Below are 21,488 nucleotides of genomic sequence, written 5' to 3' on the forward strand. Positions count from 1 at the left end.
ATGGCTAAGCGCATCGAGGTCAGCGGCCTCAACGTCTACTACGGCGACTTCAAGGCCGTCGAGGACGTGTCGATGACGATCGAGCCCCGCTCGGTCACCGCGTTCATCGGCCCGTCCGGCTGCGGCAAGTCCACCTACCTGCGCACCCTGAACCGGATGCACGAGGTGATCCCCGGGGCCCGGGTCGAGGGCAAGGTGCTGCTGGACCAGCAGGACCTGTACGCCACCGGTATCGACCCGGTCGCGGTCCGGCGAGTGGTCGGGATGGTGTTCCAGCGGCCGAACCCGTTCCCGACGATGTCGATCTTCGACAACGTCGCCTCCGGGCTGAAGCTGAACGGGGTCAAGGACAAGAAGAAGCTCACCGAGGTGGTCGAGGCCTCACTGCAGGGCGCGAACCTGTGGAACGAGGTGAAGGACCGGCTGGACAAGCCCGGCGCGGGGTTGTCGGGTGGTCAGCAGCAGCGGCTGTGCATCGCCCGGGCGATCGCGGTCGAGCCCGAGGTGATCCTGATGGACGAGCCGTGCTCGGCTCTCGACCCGATCTCGACGCTGGCGATCGAGGACCTGATCGAGAAGCTGAAGGACCGGTTCACCGTGGTGATCGTGACCCACAACATGCAGCAGGCGGCCCGGGTCTCCGACCAGACCGCCTTCTTCAACCTGGCCGCCACCGGCAAGCCCGGCCGGCTGATCGAGATGGGCCCGACCAAGCAGATCTTCTCCAACCCCAACGAGAAGGCCACCGAGGACTACATCACCGGGCGTTTCGGCTGAGCATCCAGGGCAGCCGGCCGTAGTAGGGTCGGTGCCTTCTCAACGTTCTCCGAAGGGACCGTGGTGAGCACTCCGACGCCTCCTGGCGACGATCAGAACGACCAGAACCGGCCCCAGGACGAGCCGGGACAGCGGGACGGGTACGGACAGCAGCCAGATCCGTACCAGCAGCCGGGCCAGCCTGGGGGCTACGGGCAACCAGGCCAGTACGGGCAGCAGCCCGGCCAACCCGGGTACGGGGAGCAGCCGGGCTACGGCGAACAGCCTGGTTATGGACAGCAGCCGGGCTATGGGCAGCAGCCGGGCCAGCCCGGGTACGGCCAGCAGCCGGGGCAGTACGGGCAGCAGCCGCCCGGTCAGCCGGGCTACGGCCAGCAGCCGGGCTACGGTGACCAGCAGGGCTACGGGCAGCCTGGCTACGGCCAGCAGCCCGGCGGCTATCCGGGTCAGCCCGGTGGGTATCCGGGCCAGCAGGGCGCCTACGGCTACGGCGGTGGCGCACCGGTGAGCAACACCCCGCAGACCCTGGCCATCATCGGCATCGTCTGCTGGTTCTGCTGCTCGCCGGCCGCGATCGTGCTGGGCTTCATTGCCCAGAGCAAGTTCCGCGAGCAGGGCCGCTCGGACACCCTGGCCAAGGTCGCCTGGATCGGCGGCATCGTCGCCTTCGCGATCGGAATCCTCGGCTACGCGTCCGGCACCGTCGGCCGCTAGTCCCCGGGCAAGTCGGTACCACGGTCCGTCGTACGGCGTCGTTCGTCAGTTCAGGTTGCGGGCGACGCCGTAGACGACCAGCAGCACGGCCAGCGCTTTGATGCTCCAGTCGAGGGCGCGGGGGTTCGGCCTGAGCCTGGGCAGTTTGACCAGCCGGACGCGCTCCAGCGCCCAGGCGAGCAGTTGGTAGCCGACGGCAACGCCGATCAGCGGGCCGAAGACGAGCACGACCGGGTTGAAGTGCCAGGCGGCGTCCAGGTCGCCGCGCAGCAGCGCCGCCGCCATCCTGGTCGCACCGCAGAACGGGCAGTTCAGCCCGGTGGTGGCGTGCAACAGACACGGAACGCCGAGCTGGAGCGAGCCGGACAGCTGGTAGATCGCTGCCAGCGCGAAGCCGCCGACGCCGACGGCAGCCACCCCGAGCACGCGCCGGTCCAGTGGCTCGACCGGCCCCTGCGGGCGCAGAACGACTCCTTGCTGTGTCAGGGTCACGCCTACCAAGGTATCTCCTGTCACCGGCAACTTTGATGGGATCCCCGCGGGGAGTTCATCCGTCTGATGCTCCGTACGGCCACTAGCCTGCAGAACCACTCCTCGAATGTCAGTAGAAAGGATCGTCGTGAGCGCTCCGACGCCGCCGCCGGGTTATGGCCCGCAAGACTCGAACCAACCGGGTCAGTACGGGCAGCAGCCTGGCCAGTACGGCCAGCCTGAGCAGTACGGCCAGCCTGGGCAGTATGGGCAGCCGGAACAGCCGGGCTATGGGCAGCAGCCGCAGTACGGCCAGCAGCCTGGCTATGGTCAGCCGCCGGCGCAGTACGGGCAGCAGGCTGGTCAGTACGGGCAACCCGCGCAGGCGCAGTACGGGCAGCAGCCGGGCTACCCGCAGGCGTACGGTCAGCAGCCCTACGGCTACGGAGCTCCGACCGGTGCGCTGGCCGAGTGGCCGCTGCGGGTCGGTGGCGCGCTCATCGACAGCGTGCTGGTGTCAGTGCCGTACTTCCTCGGGCTGATGCTCGGCCGCTCGGTGCACAGCAGCTTGCTGGTGATCTTCGCCCTGGTGGCTCTCGGCCTTGGCATCTGGAACGTCGTCGTCCGGCAGGGCCAGACCGGGCAGACCCTCGGCAAGACGGTGGTGAAGATCAAGCTGGTCGACGGCTCCACCGGGCAGCCTGTCGGCCCGGGCAAGGCACTTCTGCGCCAGCTGACCCATATCCTCGACAGTGCGGCCTGCTATGTCGGCTATCTGTGGCCGCTGTGGGACGAGAAGAAGCAGACCTTCGCGGACAAGATCAACGACACGCTGGTCATCAAGCTCTGAAAGGACTTCAGTGACCACCCCTCCCAACGGTCCTCAGGACCAACCCAACCAGCCTCCGGGCCAGCCGTACGGGCAGCAGCCACCGCAGTACGGGCCGCCCGGTCAACCTGGCCAGTACGGCCAGCCCCAGTTCGGCCAACCGCAGCAGGGCCAGTCCCAGCAGGGGCAGCCGCAGTACGGGCAACCCGGCTACGGCCAGCCCGGCTATGGGCAGCCGCAGTACGGGCAGCAGCCGCCGTACGGCGGAAACCCGTACCAGCAGGGCTACGGGTACGGTGCGTCCGCCGGCAGTGAGCTGGCCGGCTGGGGATCCCGCGTCGGCGCCTCGCTGCTGGACGGTCTGGTCTCCGGCGTGCCAGTGCTGATCGGCTACGGGATCTTCATCGGCAGCGTCGCGAGCCAGTCCTCCCAGGACCCCTACGAACAGGGAGTTCCGCCGTACGCCGTGATCGCCTTGGTGATCGGCGCCCTGGCCAGCCTCGGCCTGTGGATCTGGAACCGGGTGATCCGGCAGGGCAACACCGGTCAGAGTGTCGGCAAGAGCGTGCTGAACCTCAAGCTGGTCGACTCCAGCAGCTTCCAGCCGATCGGCCCGGGCAAGGCGTTCCTCCGCGACTTCCTGCGGGGCATCTTCGACCAGGCCTGTCTGCTCAACTCGCTCTGGCCGCTGTGGGACGACAAGAAGCAGACCTGGCACGACAAGGTGCTCTCCACCTACGTCGTCAAGGTCTGAGCAGGAGCACTACCGCGACAGCAGAAGGCCGGCGCAGGTGACGGACCAGAGCACGCTGGTGAAGGTGCCGATGATGAATCGCTCCGCCACCGCCTGGGGCGTCACCGACGCCGGCTGATCCGGGCTACGGAGCTCGGGGTACCGCGCCAGGCCCTTGATCGCCAGCACGATCGCGAGTCCCTCGGGCCAGCCCGCGACGATCGAGCCGAAGATGGCACCGCGCTCCAGCGCACCGATCAGTGCGCCGCCGCGCAGGACCTCACCGGCCTGCTGCGTCGACTGCGACCTGGTGTTGCCCCGGTCGACCAGGGCCAGCACCGAGGTAGTCAACGGGCCTCCACCGGTCACTGCGAGAGGGCCGCAGAACAGGAGCAGGATGTTCCACCAGGCCTCTCGCCAGCCTTCTACGCCGTGCCCGGTCAGCAGCAGGATGGCGGCCGTCGTCAGACAGCCCAGCATCAGACCACTCACCACTATGGCCAGGGTGGAGCCCGACTTGGGCAGCCACGCCAGTACTGCGAGCAGCAGGCTGACTCCGGCCAGCGCCAGTACTGCCGCCGTCATGCAGCGTCCCCTGCCTCTAGCAACTCAGCTGCGAGCACTCGCCCGCGCTGTTCCTCGGCGAAGCCGGCCGCCTGCGCCCGCTGGGTCACCGCGGACTGGCTGATTCCGAGCTTCACGCCGATCTCCCGCCTGCTGAGGCCTTCGGTCAACAGGTCGGCCACTTCCCAGCCGCGGTCGCTGCGGCGACGCAGTACCGAGGCCATCAGCCACAGCACGCTCTCCGCCTGCTCTGCCAGGTGCTCGTTGGCGCCGACGACGTTCACGTGGTGGGGACTGATCTTGGCCCGGTTCACCGCCTCGCGCGCCAAGACGAAGGCGTCACCGCTGCCTGCCCTCGTACTGCGGGGCAGTGGCTGGTCGACGGCGCCGACTCCGAGACCGACGTACCAGGTGTCCGCGCGCAGCAGCTGCACGATCACGTCGACGGTGGCGCGTGCCTCCGAGAGCACTCCCTGGACCTCGTCTCCCGCCGTCCGCTCGAACTTGCGCAGGAGCCCGATGCGGCGCGGCCGCCGATTGAGCGTAGTCAGCAGCTCGGGTACGAGATCGCTCGTGCTTCGGCTGCCTCGCTGATCTACCGTGAGAACGAAGACCACTGGTCCTGCACCTCCTTCCCAACGCTGATTAAGGCTACAACCTTATTCACGCAGAGTGAAGGGAAAAACCTGAACCGGTTCGCCCGATCACTCACCGTGATCATCCCGATGGCCACCGATTTCCTCATTCTCCGCTGGATCCGGCCCCTCCCGCATCCCGACTCTCCGGCATTCTCACACGGAGTCAGGACGTTCCCGGGCCGCTCGGCCCGCGGACCGGCCGGTCCGGAATTCCACGCCGGGCAGGGCGAACCGCGGCGCCCCCAGCCGATGCGGCCAGGGGCGCCTGGTCAGCCGGCTGCGGCAGCCGGCAGGTCGAGCTCCGTCAGTCGGCCAGCGGCAGGTAGAGCTTGGAGTCCTTGGCCTTGAAGGTTGCCGACATCTCCGCGAAGCCGGCCTCGATCGCCTCGGCGGAGTCCAGCCCGTTCTCCTCGGCGTACTTGCGGATGTCGGCGGTGATCCGCATCGAGCAGAACTTCGGCCCGCACATCGAGCAGAAGTGCGCCGTCTTGGCGGGCTCGGCCGGCAGCGTCTCGTCGTGGTACGAGCGGGCCGTGTCGGGATCCAGCGACAGGTTGAACTGGTCCTCCCAGCGGAACTCGAACCGGGCCGTCGACAACGCGTCGTCCCAGTCCTGCGCGCCCGGGTGCCGCTTGGCCAGATCGGCCGCATGGGCAGCGATCTTGTAGGTGATCACGCCGGTCTTGACGTCGTCGCGGTCCGGCAGCCCGAGATGCTCCTTGGGCGTGACGTAGCAGAGCATCGCCGTCCCCAGCCAGCCGATCTGGGCCGCGCCGATCGCGCTGGTGATGTGGTCGTAGGCAGGCGCGACATCGGTGGCCAACGGCCCCAGGGTGTAGAACGGCGCCTCGCCGCACAGCTCCTCCTCGAGCCGGACGTTCTCCGCGATCTTGTCCATCGGCACGTGCCCGGGACCCTCGATCATCACCTGGACGTCGTGCTCCCAGGCGATCCTGGTCAGCTCCCCCAGCGTCCGCAGCTCGGCGAACTGAGCGGCGTCGTTGGCATCGGCGATACAGCCGGGCCGCAGTCCGTCGCCCAGCGAGAAGGTCACGTCGTACGCGCGCAGGATCTCGCAGAGTTCCTCGAAATGCGTGTACAGGAAGGATTCCTGGTGGTGCGCGAGGCACCAGGCCGCCATGATCGAGCCACCGCGGGAGACGATGCCGGTGATCCGCCGCGCGGTCAGCGGCACGTACCGCAGCAGGACGCCGGCGTGCACGGTCATGTAGTCGACACCCTGCTCGCACTGCTCGATCACCGTGTCGCGGTACACGTCCCAGGACAGCTCGGCCGGATCGCCCTTCACCTTCTCCAGCGCCTGGTAGAGCGGCACCGTGCCGATCGGGACCGGCGAGTTGCGCAGGATCCACTCGCGGGTGGCGTGGATGTTCTTGCCGGTCGACAGGTCCATCACCGTGTCGGCACCCCACCGGGTGGCCCAGACCAGCTTCTCCACCTCCTCCTCGACCGAGCTGGAGACGGCCGAGTTGCCGATGTTCGCGTTCACCTTCACCAGGAACTTCTTGCCGATGATCATCGGCTCGGACTCCGGATGCCGGTGGTTGGCCGGAATCACCGCCCGCCCCCGCGCCACCTCGGCGCGGACGAACTCGGGCTCGACGTTCTCCCGGACGGCGACGTACCGCATCTCCTCGGTGATCGTCCCGGCGCGCGCGTGCGCCAGCTGGGTCAGCGGCTCACGGCCGGCCACCCACTCCCGGCGTACGGGCGGAAGCCCTGCCTGGACGTCGATCTCGGCGGTGGAGTCCGTGTACGGCCCCGAGGTGTCGTAGAGGTCGAAGTGCTCCCCGTTGGTGAGATTGACCCGTCGCCGCGGTACTCGCAGCTCACCGGTGTAGATCTTCTCTGATCCCGAGATCGGCCCGGTGGTGACCTGCGGCCGGACAGAGTTGTCGATAGTTGTCACGATGCTGCTCCCTACGCCGGAATTACCCGGACAGGTTCGGCGGTCGGCGGCACCGGGATCGAAACCCAGCCGCCCTCTCAGCCCGCTACAGCGCGAGCTCCCGCGGTATCAACTTGTCGCCGTCACTCTAACGGCCGTCCGCGGACCGCGTGCTGGGGCCGCGTGGCGTTGACCGACCCGGTAGCGTCGGCTCATGCGCGACATTGTGTATCCGCCGGTGATCGGCCTCGTCAAGACCGGCTTCAAGCTGCTCGACCTGCGGCTCACCATGGTCGGAACGGAGCACATCCCGCGGACCGGCGGTGCCGTGCTGGCGATCAACCACATCAGCTACGCCGACTTCATGGTCGGCGGGTTCGGGGCGCAGCCGAGCAAGCGGATGGTCCGGTTCATGGCCAAGGAGGTGCTCTTCCGCAACCGGTACTCCGGTCCGCTGATGCGCGCGATGCACCACATCCCGGTGGACCGCGGCGCGGGCGCGACGTCGTACCGGCAGGCGATCCGCTACCTGGCCGACGGCGAGGTGGTCGGGGTCTTCCCCGAGGCCACCATCAGCCGGTCGTTCGAGCTGAAGGAGTTCAAGTCCGGCGCGGTCCGGATGGCGGCCGAGGCCGGCGTACCGGTGATCCCGATGATCCTGTGGGGCACCCAGCGGATGATGACCAAGGACCACCCGCGCGACTTCTCCCGGCACCAGCAGGTCTCGATCACGGTCGGCGAGCCGCAGCGGGTCTCCCTCGAGGACGACGCCGTCGAGGCGACCGACCGGCTGCGCACCACGATGGCCGCGATGCTGGCCCGGACGATCAGTGCCTATCCGGAGAAGCCGGCCGGTGCGTGGTGGCTGCCCGCGTCGTACGGCGGGGGCGCGCCGACGCCTGAGCAGGCCGACCAGCTCGACGCCGAGGAACTCCGGGCCCGGGCCGCGAAACGCCGCAAGTAGGCAGTAACCCCGCACGCTCCGGCCAGTTATAGCGGTAATCGGTATCCGGACGAGGGCTTGACCGGGCGCCGAGCCAGGGGTACCAAGAACCTTTGGTAGTAGTCGAAAGCTGGACCTGGGGGGTCCCTCTCGACGGCAGGCTGGCCGCGTTCCGCCCCGGACGCCCCTGCCTGCGGTCATCAGGCTGGGCGGGGGGAAATGACGATCTTGTACGGACCAGACGAGGAGCTGCACCTCTTCGAGCCGGGGAAGCTGAGCATTCCCGACAACGTCGCGGAGGAGATCCCCGACGTCGGGGTCTACTTCCTCTACTGGGCGACGCAGAACCTGCGCCCGGAGCAGGCCAGGGAGATCGAGTCGGCGGTGAACGGCCGGCGCTGCCAGAACGGCTGGTTCCCGCTGGAGAGCCTGGCCAATCTCGGCCGCCGCGGGGCCTGGCGGGGGCCGCTGACCTATCTGGCCCAGATGACGGCCAAGGACTCGGCGATCGTCAAGGCCTGGGCGACCATCAACATGCCGCCCGACGGCCACAAGAGGCGGATCGAGGACACGGCCGACCGGCTGCTGCACCAGCAGGGTCATGCCGCCGCCGCGACCTGGGTGATGGCGGTGCGCCCGCAGGCGTTCCTGAGCCTCACCCTGCTCGGCGACTCGCTCTACAACAACTGGGAGAGCGCCGTCGCCTCGCTGCGGCCCAAGGACGTCGCCAAGTCCGTCCGTCGCTGGAACCGCTGACGTCGCCGGCGGACCGATCTCAGGACCGGTCCGCTCAGGGTCCTGCTACTCGAGGATCAGGTGGGCGACCGCGTAGACGCCGGCCGCCACCACGCCCGCTGCCGGGATGGTCAGCACCCAGGCCGTGATGATGCCCTTGGCCACTCCCCAGCGAACCGCCGAGAGCCGCTTGGTGGCGCCCGCGCCCATCACGGCAGAGGTGATCGTGTGCGTGGTCGACACCGGCGCGTGCAGGCCGATCGCCATCACGTACAGCACGGTCGCGGCGACCGCCTCGGAGGCGAACCCCCGCGCGGGGTCGAGGTGGATGATCCGGCGGCCGAGGGTCCGCATGATCCGCCAGCCACCCGCGTAGGTGCCCGCCGAGATCGCGGTCGCGGCGGCGATCTTGACCCAGATCGGGATGCCGTCGTCCTTGTCCACGTGCCCGGTGGTCAGCAGCGCCAGGAAGATCACGCCCATCGTCTTCTGGGCGTCCTGCAGACCGTGGCCGAGCGCCATCGCGGCCGCCGACAGCGACTGCGCCAGCCGGAAGCCGCGGGTGGTCCTGCCGGGGTTGCTGCGCCGGAAGATCCACAGGATCGCGGTCATCACCGCGAAGGCGCCGAGGAAGCCGATGGCCGGTGACAGCACCATCGGGATGACGACCTTGTCGACGATGCCGGACCACAGCACCACGCTGGTGGAGGCCAGCCCGGCACCGACCAGGCCGCCGATCAGGGCGTGCGAGGACGAGGACGGCAGCCCGAAGTACCAGGTGATCAGGTTCCAGGTGATCGCGCCGATCAGGGCGGCGATCACCACCACCAGCCCGTGCTGCCCACCGGGGACGGTGATGATGCCCTTGCCGACGGTGTCGGCGACCTCGGTGCCGAGGAAGGCGCCGACGAAGTTCATCACCGCCGCCATCACCAGGGCGACCCGCGGCGTCAGTGCCCGGGTGGAGACCGAGGTCGCGATCGCGTTCGCGGCGTCGTGGAAACCGTTGGTGTAGTCGAAGGCGAGCGCGATGACGATGACCGCGATGACGAGCGCGAACTCCACGCTCAGCTCTCCTTGACGGCGATCTGTTCGACCGTGTTCGCGACGTGCTCGAAGGCGTCGATGGCGGCCTCCAGCAGGTCGACCACGGTCTTCACCTTCATCACCGTCAGCGCGTCGAACTCGCCGCTGAACAGCTTCGCGATGATCCGGCGGTGGACCGCGTCACCGGTGTTCTCCAGCCGGTTGACCTCGATCCAGTACTCGGCCAGATCCTTCATCGTGCGCAGCCGCGGCATCGTCTCGGCCGTCAGGGTGGCCATCCGCTGCAGCACCTCGATCTGCTCGGCCACCTCGGCCGGCAGGCTGTCCAGGCCGAAGAGGTGGACGTTGTCGACGGCCTCCTCCATGAAGTCCATCACGTCGTCGAGATCGGAGGCCAGCCGGTAGATGTCCTCCCGGTCGAACGGCGTCACGAACGTCGAGTTGACCCGGCGGATGATCGAGTGGGTCGTCTCGTCGGCAGCGTGCTCGGCGTCCTTCATCTGGACGGCGATCTGGTGGCTCGCGGACAGTCCCGATCCGGCCGTGCTGCCGAGCAGCTCAGCGAGAATGCGGGATCCGTCCACCAGGTGATTGGCGGACTCGGTGAACAGGTCGTAGAACGTCGGGTCGTTCGGACGCAGACGTAACCGCACTTCAAGCTCCGGGTGAACGAGGGACAAACCGTGAACATGCTAGGGGCAACGGACCGTTGACGAAGCATCCGCCTGGTCAAGGTACCGCGAGATGATGAACACGCAGACTCAATCCGACCGGAAAGTGACCGGAAGACTTCAGCGTGTGACGACCGCGTAGAGGTCGATCAGCCCCACAGCGAGCACCAGACCGGCCGCCAGCCGCAGTACCCGCTCGGATCCCAGCGCGCTCGGCCGGACGCCCCGGCGGTAGACCGCGCTGACGGCGGCCCAGCAGCCCAGGGTGAGCACCGTGACGACGATGCCGAGGCCCAGCCGGACGTCCGACGTACCGTGGCCGGAGGCAAGCAGCAGGCCGCCGTTGACGATCAGGCCCAGCGACGTACGGCGCCAGGCGAGCAACGTCCGCTCGGGCTGGAGACCAGGATCACGTTGTGTGGTCATCGCCACAAGCTGAACAGCAGCCCGATCAGCCCCACGACGGCAATCGTTGCCCCCAGCACCAAAGGTAGCCTGGTCACGGGCAGAGGTCCGCCCGTTCGGATCGCGATCTGGTTGGCCTGCCAGCGCCGGAAGGCGCCTGCCGTGGTGGCGATCCCGGCGGTGACCAGGACGATCCCGATGATCCGGGCGGGCCATCGACCAGGCCCGAGGTCCAGGAACTGTACTGCGGACAGCCCGCCCGCGTAGCACGCCAGCGACGTCCGCAGGTAGGCCAGGTAGGTGCGTTCGTTCGCGAGCGTGAAGCGGTAGTCCGGCTCCTGCCCGGGCGTGCTCATCCGCAGCTCAGCAGGCCACGGTTCTGCTTGAGCATGAGCACCCGGCGGACGCTGGCCTGCACCGCGGCGGCGAACTGCTTGTCCTGCTGGGCTTTCGCGACCAGCGCCTCGACCATGGTCGACGTCAGCGAGGCCTTGGCGGTGATGACGATGTCGCCGCCCGCAGCGACGAACCGGGTCGCCCGCTGCCCGGCCGGCACCGACGCGACCTCTGCGGCCGCCCCGACGTCGTCGGTGATCACGACACCGGCGTACCCGAGGTCGCCGCGCAGCATCCCGCCGATGATCGTCGGTGAGAACACCGCACGGTTCTTCGGGTCGATCTTGGTGTAGGTGACGGTGGAGACCATCACCAGCTCGGATCCGGCCTTGATCCCGGCCTCGAACGGGGCGAGATCGTCGTCGTCGCGAGTGGTGACGGTGTCGACCACTCCCGAGGAGAAGTCGGTGTTGCCCTTGACCCGGCCGAGGCCCGGGAAGTGCTTGACCGAGGTCATCACCCCGGCGGCGTTCATCCCCTTGACGAAGGCGGTGACCTGCGGACTCACCTTCTCCGGAGTGTTGCCGTAGCCACGATCCAGCGCTCCGATGGGCGCGTTGTCGTCCCCGAGAGACGCCGGTACGACGTCTGCGACCGGCGCGAGGTCCATGTTCACGCCGGCCTGCTTGAGCTGGCCGCCCCACGTCTTTGCTCGCGCCGTGAGCTTGTCGCCCGACCAGGTCGCCTGCACGGTGGCAGCGGGAATGCGGTCGAACCCAGGGCCCTTGAGACGCTGGATCTTGCCGCCTTCCTGGTCGGCCGCGACGAAGGGGCGGATGCCTTTCACCGTGGCCGTCGTACTGGCCTTGGCCATCGCCGTACGGGTGTGGTCGGCGCTGCCGCCAGGGCCCATCAGCAGCAAGCCGCCTGGCTTCTGGGCGTCAGCGATGGCCTGCTCTGCCGAGGTCATGCCGTTGGTGCTGATGCCGGTCATGATCAGCTGGGCCGCCTGCTCGCGGGGGGTCAGCTGCCGCAGCTTCTGATCGACACAGCCGGTCGGTGGAGTGCTGGGCGTCCCGGGAGACTGGCTGGGCGGCGGGGGCGTCCCGGTGGGTGTGCCCGGCGGTGAGGTCTGCCGGGTGACCGTGGACGAGGGCGCAGTGCCAGGCCCCGCTGTGGGTGTGTCCGTGCCGCCGCAACCTGCGAGCAGGGTGGCCGCACCCGCCACGGCCAGTGCCCGGCTTCCCGAAATCTTCATCGCCGTCATTCTTGCCCATCGCGCGATCAGGCCGAGGGACCGGACGCCTTCGACTCCCAGACCGCGCTGTCGTAGGTGCCACCGGAGTGCCGGGCCAGCGCCGCGCAGATGTCCAGCAGTTGGTCGACCTGCTCGGGGCTGAGCGCGTCGAAGACGGCCTGCCGCACGGTTTCGACATGGCCGGGCGCGGTGTCCCTGAGCTTCTGCCGGCCCTCGTCGGTGATGATCGCGACCTGGCCGCGGCGATCCGACTCGATTCCCTCCCGGCGGACCCAGCCGACCTTCTCGAGCCGGTTCACCGCGTGGGACAACCGGCTGCGCGAGCCGAGGGTGGAGACGGCGAGCTCACTCATCCGCAGCCGGCCGTCGTTCGCGTCGGCCAGCCGGACCAGGATCTCGAAGTACGTGTGCGGCATCCCGGCGTCACGCTGCAGTTGCTGCTCGATCCGGCCGTTCACCACGCGCTGGGCCGCGATGAACGCTCGCCAGGCCCGCTGCTCTTGGTCATCCAGCCACCGTGGTTCCGCCATTGTCGCAGCGTAACGAGATCCTGGTCCTCCTGCCGCCCGGGCGGGCCGTGATCAGCAGAACAGCCAGCGTGCAGAGCAGCATTCCGCCGACCGCGAGCGCGCCGATGGTCTCACCGAACAGCACGAAGGCGAAGACCATCGTGGTCGGCGGCACCAGATAGAGCAGGGCGCTGATCTTGGTGGCGCCCGCCAGTTCGAGGTTCACGAGATAGAGGCCCCAGCCACCACCGGTGGCCAGCACGACCAGCCACAGGACTGCGCCGTAAAACTGCAGTTCCCGCGGTACGGTCAGTTGGCTGGTCGCCGCGGCGACCACGACGAAGAACACGCAGGAGACAAGGCTCTGCAGGCACAGCGCATCCAGCAGACTGGTCGTCGGCTTCCGGCGCCGGTCCCAGAGCGTGCCGGCCACCAGACCGAGCAGTCCGCCCAGTGGGAGCAGGAAGACCACCGCTTTCGCGTGGCCGGCGCTCAGGTCGTCCGCAACGACCAGCGCTACGCCGGCCACCCCGAGGACCAGACCGATCCATTGTCTGCCGCTGACTCGTTCCTTCAGCAGCGGACCGGCCAGCGTGGCGATCAGGATCGGCTGCAACGAACCGATGAGAGCCGTGACACCTGCGGAGATGCCGTGGTCGATACCGGTGAAGATGAGGCCTAGGTACAGGCACTGCGTCAGGAGCGCCATCACAGCGTGAGTGATCAGGTCGGCACTCGTCAGCTTCGGCCTGCGCTTCAGCAGTACCGCGGCGGCGAGGGCCCCGGCGACGACGTACCGCCAGGCGAGCAAGTCGAAGGCCGACGTGTACTCCGTGCCCCAGCGGGCGCCGATGAAGCCGCAACTCCAGAACACGACGAATCCTGTTCCGGCGAGGAGCGGAAGTGCCCTTGGAGTGATCATGGATCCCAAGTAACCATACCGGTCGGTATACTGTCAGTATGGTCGACCAGCAGGCGAGACTCCTGACGAACCGCGGCGGGCTCGAGGCGGAGCGCCTGACACCGGCGGGTGAGCGCATCCTGACCGCGGCATCGATGCTGTTCTACGAGCACGGGATCCGGACGGTCGGGGTCGACGCGATCGCGGCTGCGGCCGAGGTGACGAAGAAGACGCTGTACGACCGGTTCGGGTCGAAGGACAACCTGATCGCGGCGTACCTGGAACGGCGCAACCGGGTCTGGCACACGTTTCTCGACGACCAGCTGACCGAGCGGCGGCCGTCGTCACCCGAGGAGATGATCCTGGCGCTGTTCGCGGCGCTGACGGACTGGATGGCCGAGTCGCGGCGCGGCTGCGGCTTCATCAACGCGAGCGTCGAGCTGGCAGCGCCGGACCACCCGGCGATGCCGGTGATCGTGGCGCAGAAACAGTGGATGCGGGCGGAGTTCCTGGCACAGGCCGCGCAAGGTGGGTTCGAACAGGTCGAAGAGCTGGCCGACCGGTTGCTCCTGCTCCACGAAGGGGCGCTGGTCTGTTACCGGGTGGCTGCGATGGAGCACGCGCCGGAGGTCGCGCGGCGGGCGGCAGCGGACCTGCTGGCGGGTTGGCCGCGAAGCTAGGCGCGACGCTTGGCGACGGTCAGGCCGACCAGCCTGGAGACGACCATCGCGACGTACCCGAGGCCGGCCAGCTGCTCGATCATCACCACTGAGCGTCCCCAGGAGGTGATCGGCACGATGTCGCTCAGGCCGGTGCTCGACAGGGTGGTGAAGCTGAGGAAGAGCAGCTCCATCCAGCTGCGATCGGCGGTCGGGTTGACCGCCGCGGTGAAGCTGCCCGGGACCAGCGCCTGGACGAAGACGAAGAGGTAGGCGAAACCCCAGGCCACCAAGGTGAAGGTGGCGCCGGTGGCATAGAGCTCGTCCACACTCACGTCGTGGTCGGACAGCATGTAGCGCAGCAGGCTGTAGGCGGCGTAGAAGTAGAAGGCGGCATGGAGCACCCCGGAGATCGGCACGATCGCCTCGGTCGGTCGGATGGCGTCCACCAGCGACAGGACGACCGCCGGGATGCCGAGACAGACGCTGACCCAGGTGAGTCCCGGGGTCGAGCGGACCGAGAAGACGGCGAGCGTGAGGACGACGATGCCGAGGATCTCGAACGCGACTCGGCCGCCACGTGAGCCCTCCATCGCCGGGTAGACCAGGACGCCGAGCAGCTGGACGACCAGGAGGATCGCGGACGGGTTGCGGCGGGCGCCGTGCAACAGGTTCACTTCTTGGACCCTGAGCGCTCTGTGGGCGCTGCCGGGGCTGCTGCCACCACGGCTTCCTCGGTCGGCTCGCGGGAGTCGATGATCGCCTGCCGCCGGGCCAGCCGGTGGCTGCGGCGGATCTCCGCCTCGCGCATCCGCCGGTGGTCCTCGTCGGTCTCCGGCACCACCTGCGGTACCGCGCGCGGCTTGCCTTCCTCGTCGACCGCCACGAACACCAGGTACGCCGTGGCGACGTGGACCTGCGGGCCGACCGCGTCCCAGCGATCGGCCGTGATCCGCACGCCGACCTCCATCGAGCTGCGGCCGGTCCAGTTCACCTGAGCGGTGAAGTGCACGACGTCGCCGACCCTGACCGGGACCAGGAAGACCATCTCGTCCATCGAGGCGGTCACCGCCGGACCACCCGAGTGCCGGGCCGCGACGACACCGGCGACCGAGTCGACCAGCGTCATCACCACGCCACCGTGCACGGTGCCGAGCAGGTTGGTCTCGTGCTGGGCGGTGATGTGCGAGAGCGAGAGCCGGGTGGCCGACGCGGAGCGGCTCGTCACCTCGGGGCGCGGACCGCCGTCGGCCGGCGTCCGGTCTGCGCTGGGGGTGGCGGGCATCGGGTCGCTCCTCGGTACTGCGTCGGCAGGTGGGTCGGCTCGCAGAATATCCGGCGGTTGTCCACAGGCCGCGAAGTACCGGCCGTCGATCGGCCGGACGCTCGTACTTTCTCTGTCGAAGGAGGTGGACAGCATGATCACTCACGACGACTCCACCGAGCGGGCCCTGGGCAACGAACCCGAGGCGCTCGCGCCGCTGTCCCGGGCCGAGGCCGCACACCTGGTGCGGCTGAGTCTCGAGGCCGCCGCCCGCCACGCACTGCCCGCGCGGTACGACGGCGCCGGGGCGCTGGTCCTGCATCCGGACTCGCCACCGAGTGGCCGGTTCGAGGCAGGGCTGACGAACCTGGCGAGGATCGTCGCCGGGCAGCGGCCGGACCACTGGCCACGGCTGGTCGGCGAGCACTTCGACCGGCTGGCACACGCCGTGCGGCACGGCCCGCCGCCGGCTCCGGCCGATCCGCGACGTGAGCTCCTACAGCGGCTGGCCGTCAAGGACTCACTGGAGCCACGACTGACCAGTTCGGCACCGGAGTTCGTGCCCGGTCTGCTGTCGGTCCCTGCCACGACCACCGACGGCACGATCACCATGTATCTCGACCCGGAGACGGATCTCGGCCTCAGCTGGGCGGCAGCCGAGTCCTACGGTCTGCGCAACCTTCGATCACTGACTGACACGGTCACCTACGCCGAGCACGACGGCACTCGGGTCGCCCTGGTCACCGGCCACGACTTCGCCGCCTCGCGAGCCCTCGTGCTCGACACCGTCCTGCGGGAATCGCTCCAGATCGAGAACCCGCGATACGGCGTACTGGCGGCGATGCCGGTCCGCAACCTGCTGCTCGTGCACGTGATCGCCGACCTGTCGGTGATCCCAGCCCTCGGCCTGATGCTCAACCTGGCCGGCCGCTCGTACGCCACCGACCCTGGTCCACTGAGCCCGTGGATCTACCTGGCCGGCAGGAACGGCTGGCAGCCGGCGACCCGCCCCTTGGGCGACTCCGCTCCCGGGTTGTCCTCCCCGTTCGTCGACCTGCTTCACCAACTGGACCAGGCCTCATGACGATGTCGGCCTGCTGCAGTGCAACCAAGGGCGAGGTTCGCATCCGCGGACGCCCTTGGTGCATGCCAGCCGTGCTCTTACGGTTGCGTGGTCCGGGTGGCCTCGAGCGCGCCCAGAAGGCCGAGGGCGTCCGCGCTCGGGCTTCCTGCTGGGGCGGTTGCGACGGTGAGCTGCTGTCCGCGTACTTCGCGGACGTCGAGCGTCTGGTAGGTCAGGGTGATCCGGCCGATGTCGGGGTGGTTGATGACCTTCTCGGTCAGGCTGAGGCCGGCAACGGTCTGGTCCGCCCAGAAGGACGCGAACTCTGGAGACCCGGCGAGCATGCGGGAGACGAGCGGAGGCACGGCCGGATGAGGCCTGGCGAAGCCCGCGGCCAGACGCAGGGCGCTGACCGCGGCGCGTGCGACGTGGTCCCAGTGGGCGAAGTAGGTGCGTGCCGTGGGGTCGACGAACAGGAAGTCGAACGCCCCGAGGGCCAGTTGCGACGGGCCCAGGAGTGCTTTGGCTGTGGTGTTGGCGGCGAGAATCTGAAAGCCGGGGTCGACGACGTAGGCGGCGGCCTGCGGGAAGGCGTCCATGAGTTGCAGCAGTTCGGGACTGACCGGCCCGGGCTCCGGCTGGGAGGCGGGTGCGAGCTTTGCGAGGCGGAAGGTGTGGTCGCGGGCGTCCGGACTCAGTCGCAGGGCGGTGCACAAGGCGTCCACGACTTGTGCTGACGGTGTGCGTTCGCGGCCCTGTTCGAGCCGGCTGTAGTAGTCGGCACTGACGCCGGCCAGCACGGCGACCTCTTCGCGCCGCAACCCGGAGACCCGTCGAGCACCGACATCGGGCAGGCCGACGTCAGCGGGTGTGAGGCGGGAGCGCTGGGCACGCAGGAAGTCGCCGAGGGGACCAGGTGATGTCGCCATGTACTTCAGGCTAACCGCGGTCAGCCAACTCAGGCAGGGTGTGCTGCTCCCTGTCTCGGGTGGCCCGGAGTACCGCCGCACGGCACCCGGAGTACCGCCGCACGGCACCCGGAATGCCGCCGCACGGCACCCGGAATGCCGCCGCACGGCACCCGGAGTGTCGCCGTACGGCGCGTTCGTCCAGCGACGGATGCAGCCGTCGCCGACCCTTGGTGTGGTGGAGAGCAGCCGCTCCCCGCCGTACGGGAAGATGCCGTCGGCCGCTCAGGCGACCGGGTCACGCAGGATCGTGCGCAGTGTGTCCTGGGGCGTGCTGCGGGTGAAGGCGTCCAGGTGGACCTCGTGGTGCGGGCCGTTGCGGCGGAGACCGCGCTGGCGCGCGAACTCACCGAGCCGTCCGAGCGTGGCGAACTCTTCGGCGAACGGGCCGTGGTGCATGACCTGGACGACGTCCTGCTCTGGAACGATGAAGACGGTCACCTCGTCGGATGCCGTGTCCGCGGCGCCGGCCGCTCGGGCGCGAGCGGCGTCGACATCCTCCTGGGTGGTGCCGGTAGGGATCTGGGACAGGACCCGGTAGCGCAGGGACGAGATCGGGTTGACGCTGTAGAAGTCGGCGATCTCGACAGGTTCCGAACCCTCCGGGTACCAGTACTGGATCTCCTCGACCGGTGCGGAGCCGGTTGCCTGGGTGAGCTGGTCCGCGATGTCGGTGACCAGAGTCTTCTTGCGGTAGAACTCGTCGGTCCCCGGCGCTCCGCCGCCCAGGACAGCGACATAGGTCACCGCTGGTGTACGGACGTGCTCGGGGTCGTCGGCGGCCTGCAGGTGGTCGGTGTGCTGGGTCGTCAGCATGGGTGCTCCTTGGAGGATCGTGCGGTGTGGCGGGTCAGGTGGTGGATCAGTTCTGCTCGGGCCTGGCGGGCGCGGTGCGGGCGACAGTGGATTCCAGGCCGGTGCGGATGCGGTCCATGGTCCGGGCGTAGGCCACGTCGATGTCGATGTCGAGCTTGTCGGCCAGGACGAACGTCCACCACATCGACTCAGCGAGCTTGTGCTCCAGTTCCGCGCGCGGGTCCCCCTCGATGGCCCAGGTGCCGTCGTGGGCCAGGAGCAGACGTCCGATATGACCGACGTCGTTGGAGAAGCCGATCATCAACTCGTGCAACGACCACGTCTTGCCGTTGAACCGCTCTTCCAGGACTTCGTAGAGGGAGCGGACGGCGAGGGCCTGCTCGCGGGCGGCCGCGAGCGACGATGGGGAATCAGGCATGGGTGTTCTCCTTCGAGGTGGCGGATCGAGAGTCGGCCACTGATACGGGAAAGACGGTCACAGCCCGCTCTGCCAATGCCACCAGGGATTCCCGCGGGGTTCCGTCTGCGGCGCGGATGGCGAAACCGCTGCTGAGCGTGATGAGGAACGTGGCGAGCTCGTCGGGGTCCTCGCTGCCGGGCAGGTCCCCGTCGGCGATCGCCTGCCGGAACCGGTCCGCGAACAGTCGCTGGACCGTGGCGCGGTTCTCTGCGAGTACGGCGTACTCACCCGAGTCGTCCGGCGTGGCGACGGCCTGCACCGACAAGCAGCCGGCCGGTCGCCCGGGCGCGGTCACTGCGAGCGCGTTGCCGACGAGGAACGCCCGCGCGCACTCTCGCGCCGAGGGCTGCTCCAGTGCGTCCGTGACGTAACCCATGTTGCGCTCGACATACCGGTGTAGCGCCGCCTGGAATAGCCGAGCCTTGTCACCGAACGCCCCGTAGACGCTGGGCTTGTTGATCCCCATCGCTGCGGCGAGCTCCGACAGGCTCGCGGCGGCGAAGCCGCGACGCCAGAACACCTCCACCGCGGCATCCAGCGCCTCATCGATATCGAAGGCGCGCGGCCTGCCCGGTCCAGCCATGGTCACCTCCTGCAGGAATGCTGACTTCGATTTTTATAACGTGCGGTACAAAAACATAATGCCACAGGTCCGAGAGAAGTTTCGAGTCGGGCGGGAATGTTGAGGGGGTGTAGTCCTCCCTGGTTCGCCCACCCTTCCCGAGCGGGTTCACGCCGCCGCAGGCTTTGGCCATACAGGCGGCCGAACGCGCCGCTTGACGACCACGAAGGTGGATGAGATGCCGCTCGACCACTACCGCACACCGGGCCGCGGCGGGCCCATCACCGAGCACGACGACTCCATCGCCGACTGGATCGCCGCGACCAACACTCACGACTCCGCCGCGTACCTGGCGTTCTTCACCGAAGACGCCGTGCTGGACGACCCTTCCGTCGGGAAGGTCTTCGAGGGACACGCGGGGATCAACGAGTACTTCCAGTCCTACTTCGTCGGTTACAACACCCAGACTCGGTTGCTCAGCACTGAGCCACGCGACGGGCACGTCCACGTCGAGGTCGAGTTCACCGGCGAGTTCCCCGAGGGCCGCATCGGCGGGATCTTCGACCTCACCCTGACCACCGAGCACAAGATCGCGCACGTGCGGGCCGACCTGCGCCGGTAGGCACAGCTGCGTAATGTCGGCGGCGCCGCCATAGTCCGCACCCCGAGGCGGGCGGCTCCCTCGGAGCCGACTCACCTGCCGACCTCGCACCCTGGAAGTCACCTCGCTGCCGTCCCAGCGGGATGCCGTCGGGGATCAAGACGGCGTATACCGGGCGACTACCTCCACGCAGCGTCGGAACTGCGCCTGCGAAGCGGGGTTCTTCCAACCGAGCTTTTCGAGTGCTCCCCGTGGACCAGTACGGGCCAGGGCGCGGTACGGGTCAGCACCTCTTGGCGCAGGAAGTCGGCGCCACGCTCGACTACCACGGCTGCTGCCTGACCGAGTGTTTCCCTGACGATGAGTGCGACCCGGCTGACTTCATGCTGGTCGGGTAACCGGAGCGCGTGCCGGATGCCTCGGTGGTCGTCCGGGACCACGCTGTCCACCCGCGCCAAAACCTCACCGGCGTCCATGCCCAACCGCTCGAGATCAGCAGCAGAGGTGTCGCTCGAGGCTTCCTCGAGTGAACGGCCCGCGCTTGTGTCATGAGGTGCGCCTCGTCGGTGAACCACGGCGTGGCCTGACGCGCGATCCGGATCACCACAGCGAGCTCGCCGGCGAGTTCGGCGCGGTAGGTCTCGTTCATCCCGCCGCCGGCCAGGGGTACGAGTCGCTCGACGCCGCGGCCACAGACCGAGCGCACCACCGAGTCGATGATCGGACTAGGAGTTGTCACCATCAGGCAAGTGTCGTGCGGCGATCCTGGCCAGGCCACCCGAAAACTGGCTGGGTGAGGTGGCAAAGCCAGGTGTGACAGACGTGAGACTGGGCGGTGCCTCGGCAGAAGAGGCGCCGCCCAATCGGTCTGGAGCTGTGGGGCTTTGGTGCAGGTGGTCAGCCGACCAAGATTCGTTGCGGTTAGCAACAGAATACCCGGGCGGCCGGGTGGAGCTGGAGGTCAGGCCGCCGGGGGCATCAGCACGGTGTCGATCAGGTAAACGGTCGCGTTGGCGGTCTTCACGCCACCGCAGATGACCTTGGCGTTGTTGACCATCAAGGTGTCACCGGAGCCGGTGACGGTGACGGCGCCCTTCTGCACGGTGGTCTGCTTACCGACGACCGCGGCCGGGTCGAGCTGGCCGGGGACGACGTGGTAGGTCAGGATCGACGACAGCAGCGCCGAGTCGGTCTTCAAGGTGTTGATGGTCGCGGCCGGGATCTTCGCGAACGCCGAGTCGATCGGGGCGAACACGGTGAACTCGCCGCCGTTGAGCGTCGAGACCAGGTCGACCTTCGGGTTCAGCTTGCCCGAGACCGCGGCGACCAGGGTCTTGAGCAGCGGGTTACCCGACGCGGCGGTGGCGACCGGGGCGGCGGCCATGCCGTCGACCGAGCCGGCGCCGGTCGGGTTGGCCTTGGCGTAGTCGGCGCAGCCCGGGCCGACCAGGCCGGCGGCGTTGTCCATCGACGCCGACGCCGACGGGGTCTCGGCCGGAGCCGAGGTCGAGGTGGAAGTGCTGGCCGAGGGAGAGCTGCTGCTGGAGCTGTCGTCGCCGCCACCACAGGCAGCGGTTGCGAACAGCAACGAAACGGCGGAAGCGGCCAGGACGACGCGCTTGAGGGTGTGCGACATGACGATCGTTCTCCTTGGG

General features: G+C 68.5%; 27 protein-coding genes. 9 read left to right on the plus strand and 18 right to left on the minus strand.

Features of this window, described 5'->3' with window-relative positions; translation table 11 throughout:
• Together pstB and OX958_RS32180 are read left to right on the plus strand one after the other, a co-directional pair.
• The gene (gene pstB, locus OX958_RS32175; RefSeq protein WP_270133967.1) at positions 1-777 is read left to right on the plus strand and encodes a phosphate ABC transporter ATP-binding protein PstB; all 777 of its coding nucleotides are present in this window, start codon (positions 1-3) and stop codon (positions 775-777) included.
• Positions 778-840: 63 nt separating this feature from the next.
• Positions 841-1,491, plus strand: a complete 651-nt coding sequence (locus tag OX958_RS32180; protein WP_270133968.1) for a DUF4190 domain-containing protein — start codon at positions 841-843, stop codon at positions 1,489-1,491.
• 45 nt (positions 1,492-1,536) lie between these two features.
• On the opposite strand, the gene OX958_RS32185 is transcribed toward OX958_RS32180, so the two are convergent.
• Entirely contained in the window at positions 1,537-1,983 is a 447-nt protein-coding gene (locus tag OX958_RS32185) for a DUF2752 domain-containing protein (RefSeq protein WP_270133969.1), read from the minus strand.
• A gap of 127 nt (positions 1,984-2,110) precedes the next feature.
• On the opposite strand from OX958_RS32185, the gene OX958_RS32190 reads away from it, so the two are divergent.
• Positions 2,111-2,812, plus strand: coding sequence for an RDD family protein (locus OX958_RS32190; protein WP_270133970.1), 702 nt, complete (start codon positions 2,111-2,113; stop codon positions 2,810-2,812).
• A gap of 10 nt (positions 2,813-2,822) precedes the next feature.
• Entirely contained in the window at positions 2,823-3,545 is a 723-nt protein-coding gene (locus tag OX958_RS32195) for an RDD family protein (protein WP_270133971.1), read from the plus strand.
• A 9-nt stretch (positions 3,546-3,554) separates the two neighbouring features.
• Here OX958_RS32195 and OX958_RS32200 read toward each other — a convergent pair whose 3' ends face one another.
• The 3 genes from OX958_RS32200 to thiC all read right to left on the minus strand — a co-directional run bounded on the left by OX958_RS32200 (position 3,555) and on the right by thiC (position 6,656).
• Entirely contained in the window at positions 3,555-4,109 is a 555-nt protein-coding gene (locus OX958_RS32200; RefSeq protein WP_270133972.1) for a hypothetical protein, read from the minus strand.
• Positions 4,106-4,558: a transposase gene (locus tag OX958_RS32205; RefSeq protein ID WP_270133974.1), complete on the minus strand. Its 453-nt coding sequence runs from the start codon at positions 4,556-4,558 to the stop codon at positions 4,106-4,108. Before OX958_RS32205 ends, OX958_RS32200 begins: the two co-directional genes overlap by 4 nt.
• A 472-nt stretch (positions 4,559-5,030) precedes the next feature.
• Positions 5,031-6,656 carry a phosphomethylpyrimidine synthase ThiC gene (gene thiC / locus OX958_RS32210; protein ID WP_270133975.1) on the minus strand — a complete coding sequence of 542 codons (1,626 nt, stop codon included), beginning with the start codon at positions 6,654-6,656 and terminating at the stop codon, positions 5,031-5,033.
• Positions 6,657-6,849: 193 nt separating this feature from the next.
• Here thiC and OX958_RS32215 point away from each other — a divergent pair, with 193 nt between their 5' ends.
• Together OX958_RS32215 and OX958_RS32220 are read left to right on the plus strand one after the other, a co-directional pair.
• Positions 6,850-7,599, plus strand: a complete 750-nt coding sequence (locus OX958_RS32215) for a lysophospholipid acyltransferase family protein (protein ID WP_270133976.1) — start codon at positions 6,850-6,852, stop codon at positions 7,597-7,599.
• Between the two features lie 198 nt (positions 7,600-7,797).
• On the plus strand, positions 7,798-8,334 hold the full coding sequence (locus tag OX958_RS32220) for a hypothetical protein (protein ID WP_270133978.1): 537 nt from the start codon (positions 7,798-7,800) through the stop codon (positions 8,332-8,334).
• 45 nt (positions 8,335-8,379) lie between these two features.
• On the opposite strand, the gene OX958_RS32225 is transcribed toward OX958_RS32220, so the two are convergent.
• The 7 genes from OX958_RS32225 to OX958_RS32255 all read right to left on the minus strand — a co-directional run bounded on the left by OX958_RS32225 (position 8,380) and on the right by OX958_RS32255 (position 13,461).
• The gene (locus OX958_RS32225; RefSeq protein ID WP_270133979.1) at positions 8,380-9,378 is read right to left on the minus strand and encodes an inorganic phosphate transporter; all 999 of its coding nucleotides are present in this window, start codon (positions 9,376-9,378) and stop codon (positions 8,380-8,382) included.
• A 2-nt stretch (positions 9,379-9,380) separates the two neighbouring features.
• A complete protein-coding gene (locus tag OX958_RS32230) occupies positions 9,381-10,013 on the minus strand; it encodes a DUF47 domain-containing protein (RefSeq protein WP_270133980.1) in 633 nt (210 codons plus the stop codon).
• Positions 10,014-10,151: 138 nt separating this feature from the next.
• Positions 10,152-10,457, minus strand: coding sequence for a DUF202 domain-containing protein (locus tag OX958_RS32235; protein ID WP_270133982.1), 306 nt, complete (start codon positions 10,455-10,457; stop codon positions 10,152-10,154).
• Positions 10,454-10,792, minus strand: a complete 339-nt coding sequence (locus OX958_RS32240; RefSeq protein ID WP_270133984.1) for a YidH family protein — start codon at positions 10,790-10,792, stop codon at positions 10,454-10,456. The genes OX958_RS32235 and OX958_RS32240 overlap by 4 nt, the downstream gene beginning before the upstream one ends.
• The gene (locus tag OX958_RS32245; protein ID WP_270133985.1) at positions 10,789-12,030 is read right to left on the minus strand and encodes a glycoside hydrolase family 3 N-terminal domain-containing protein; all 1,242 of its coding nucleotides are present in this window, start codon (positions 12,028-12,030) and stop codon (positions 10,789-10,791) included. Before OX958_RS32245 ends, OX958_RS32240 begins: the two co-directional genes overlap by 4 nt.
• Before the next feature lie 26 nt (positions 12,031-12,056).
• Positions 12,057-12,560, minus strand: coding sequence for a MarR family winged helix-turn-helix transcriptional regulator (locus OX958_RS32250; protein ID WP_270133986.1), 504 nt, complete (start codon positions 12,558-12,560; stop codon positions 12,057-12,059).
• Positions 12,535-13,461, minus strand: coding sequence for a DMT family transporter (locus tag OX958_RS32255; RefSeq protein WP_270133988.1), 927 nt, complete (start codon positions 13,459-13,461; stop codon positions 12,535-12,537). The genes OX958_RS32250 and OX958_RS32255 overlap by 26 nt, the downstream gene beginning before the upstream one ends.
• A 38-nt stretch (positions 13,462-13,499) precedes the next feature.
• Here OX958_RS32255 and OX958_RS32260 point away from each other — a divergent pair, with 38 nt between their 5' ends.
• Entirely contained in the window at positions 13,500-14,120 is a 621-nt protein-coding gene (locus OX958_RS32260) for a TetR/AcrR family transcriptional regulator (protein WP_270133990.1), read from the plus strand.
• Here OX958_RS32260 and OX958_RS32265 read toward each other — a convergent pair.
• On the minus strand, positions 14,117-14,776 hold the full coding sequence (locus OX958_RS32265) for a potassium channel family protein (RefSeq protein ID WP_270133992.1): 660 nt from the start codon (positions 14,774-14,776) through the stop codon (positions 14,117-14,119). The genes OX958_RS32260 and OX958_RS32265 overlap by 4 nt on opposite strands.
• Positions 14,773-15,384, minus strand: a complete 612-nt coding sequence (locus OX958_RS32270) for an acyl-CoA thioesterase (protein WP_270133994.1) — start codon at positions 15,382-15,384, stop codon at positions 14,773-14,775. The genes OX958_RS32265 and OX958_RS32270 overlap by 4 nt, the downstream gene beginning before the upstream one ends.
• A gap of 133 nt (positions 15,385-15,517) precedes the next feature.
• Here OX958_RS32270 and OX958_RS32275 point away from each other — a divergent pair, with 133 nt between their 5' ends.
• Positions 15,518-16,447, plus strand: coding sequence for a hypothetical protein (locus OX958_RS32275; RefSeq protein WP_270133996.1), 930 nt, complete (start codon positions 15,518-15,520; stop codon positions 16,445-16,447).
• Between the two features lie 77 nt (positions 16,448-16,524).
• Here OX958_RS32275 and OX958_RS32280 read toward each other — a convergent pair whose 3' ends face one another.
• The 4 genes from OX958_RS32280 to OX958_RS32295 form a co-directional block, all read right to left on the minus strand.
• On the minus strand, positions 16,525-17,355 hold the full coding sequence (locus OX958_RS32280) for a helix-turn-helix transcriptional regulator (protein WP_270133997.1): 831 nt from the start codon (positions 17,353-17,355) through the stop codon (positions 16,525-16,527).
• 264 nt (positions 17,356-17,619) lie between these two features.
• Positions 17,620-18,210 (minus strand): GyrI-like domain-containing protein, encoded by a 591-nt coding sequence (locus OX958_RS32285; protein WP_270133998.1) that lies wholly within the window; start codon positions 18,208-18,210, stop codon positions 17,620-17,622.
• A 46-nt stretch (positions 18,211-18,256) separates the two neighbouring features.
• Entirely contained in the window at positions 18,257-18,628 is a 372-nt protein-coding gene (locus OX958_RS32290) for a hypothetical protein (protein ID WP_270134000.1), read from the minus strand.
• Positions 18,621-19,253 (minus strand): TetR/AcrR family transcriptional regulator, encoded by a 633-nt coding sequence (locus OX958_RS32295; protein ID WP_270134002.1) that lies wholly within the window; start codon positions 19,251-19,253, stop codon positions 18,621-18,623. The genes OX958_RS32290 and OX958_RS32295 overlap by 8 nt, the downstream gene beginning before the upstream one ends.
• Before the next feature lie 217 nt (positions 19,254-19,470).
• Here OX958_RS32295 and OX958_RS32300 point away from each other — a divergent pair, with 217 nt between their 5' ends.
• Positions 19,471-19,854, plus strand: coding sequence for a nuclear transport factor 2 family protein (locus OX958_RS32300; RefSeq protein WP_270134003.1), 384 nt, complete (start codon positions 19,471-19,473; stop codon positions 19,852-19,854).
• 940 nt (positions 19,855-20,794) lie between these two features.
• On the opposite strand, the gene OX958_RS32305 is transcribed toward OX958_RS32300, so the two are convergent.
• Positions 20,795-21,469 (minus strand): fasciclin domain-containing protein, encoded by a 675-nt coding sequence (locus tag OX958_RS32305; RefSeq protein WP_270134004.1) that lies wholly within the window; start codon positions 21,467-21,469, stop codon positions 20,795-20,797.
• Positions 21,470-21,488 lie beyond the last annotated feature (19 nt).

Source organism: Kribbella sp. CA-293567, from assembly GCF_027627575.1.
GTDB lineage: Bacteria > Actinomycetota > Actinomycetes > Propionibacteriales > Kribbellaceae > Kribbella.

Coding starts and splice junctions, on each gene's coding strand:
- pstB (WP_270133967.1), top strand. CDS start 1: ATGGCTAAGCGCATCGAGGTCAGCGGCCTCAACGTCTACTACGGCGAC.
- OX958_RS32200 (WP_270133972.1), bottom strand. CDS start 4,109: ATGACGGCGGCAGTACTGGCGCTGGCCGGAGTCAGCCTGCTGCTCGCA.
- OX958_RS32215 (WP_270133976.1), top strand. CDS start 6,850: ATGCGCGACATTGTGTATCCGCCGGTGATCGGCCTCGTCAAGACCGGC.
- OX958_RS32220 (WP_270133978.1), top strand. CDS start 7,798: ATGACGATCTTGTACGGACCAGACGAGGAGCTGCACCTCTTCGAGCCG.
- OX958_RS32235 (WP_270133982.1), bottom strand. CDS start 10,457: ATGACCACACAACGTGATCCTGGTCTCCAGCCCGAGCGGACGTTGCTC.
- OX958_RS32240 (WP_270133984.1), bottom strand. CDS start 10,792: ATGAGCACGCCCGGGCAGGAGCCGGACTACCGCTTCACGCTCGCGAAC.
- OX958_RS32245 (WP_270133985.1), bottom strand. CDS start 12,030: ATGAAGATTTCGGGAAGCCGGGCACTGGCCGTGGCGGGTGCGGCCACC.
- OX958_RS32250 (WP_270133986.1), bottom strand. CDS start 12,560: ATGGCGGAACCACGGTGGCTGGATGACCAAGAGCAGCGGGCCTGGCGA.
- OX958_RS32255 (WP_270133988.1), bottom strand. CDS start 13,461: ATGATCACTCCAAGGGCACTTCCGCTCCTCGCCGGAACAGGATTCGTC.
- OX958_RS32260 (WP_270133990.1), top strand. CDS start 13,500: ATGGTCGACCAGCAGGCGAGACTCCTGACGAACCGCGGCGGGCTCGAG.
- OX958_RS32270 (WP_270133994.1), bottom strand. CDS start 15,384: ATGCCCGCCACCCCCAGCGCAGACCGGACGCCGGCCGACGGCGGTCCG.
- OX958_RS32275 (WP_270133996.1), top strand. CDS start 15,518: ATGATCACTCACGACGACTCCACCGAGCGGGCCCTGGGCAACGAACCC.
- OX958_RS32280 (WP_270133997.1), bottom strand. CDS start 17,355: ATGGCGACATCACCTGGTCCCCTCGGCGACTTCCTGCGTGCCCAGCGC.
- OX958_RS32285 (WP_270133998.1), bottom strand. CDS start 18,210: ATGCTGACGACCCAGCACACCGACCACCTGCAGGCCGCCGACGACCCC.
- OX958_RS32290 (WP_270134000.1), bottom strand. CDS start 18,628: ATGCCTGATTCCCCATCGTCGCTCGCGGCCGCCCGCGAGCAGGCCCTC.
- OX958_RS32295 (WP_270134002.1), bottom strand. CDS start 19,253: ATGGCTGGACCGGGCAGGCCGCGCGCCTTCGATATCGATGAGGCGCTG.
- OX958_RS32300 (WP_270134003.1), top strand. CDS start 19,471: ATGCCGCTCGACCACTACCGCACACCGGGCCGCGGCGGGCCCATCACC.
- OX958_RS32305 (WP_270134004.1), bottom strand. CDS start 21,469: ATGTCGCACACCCTCAAGCGCGTCGTCCTGGCCGCTTCCGCCGTTTCG.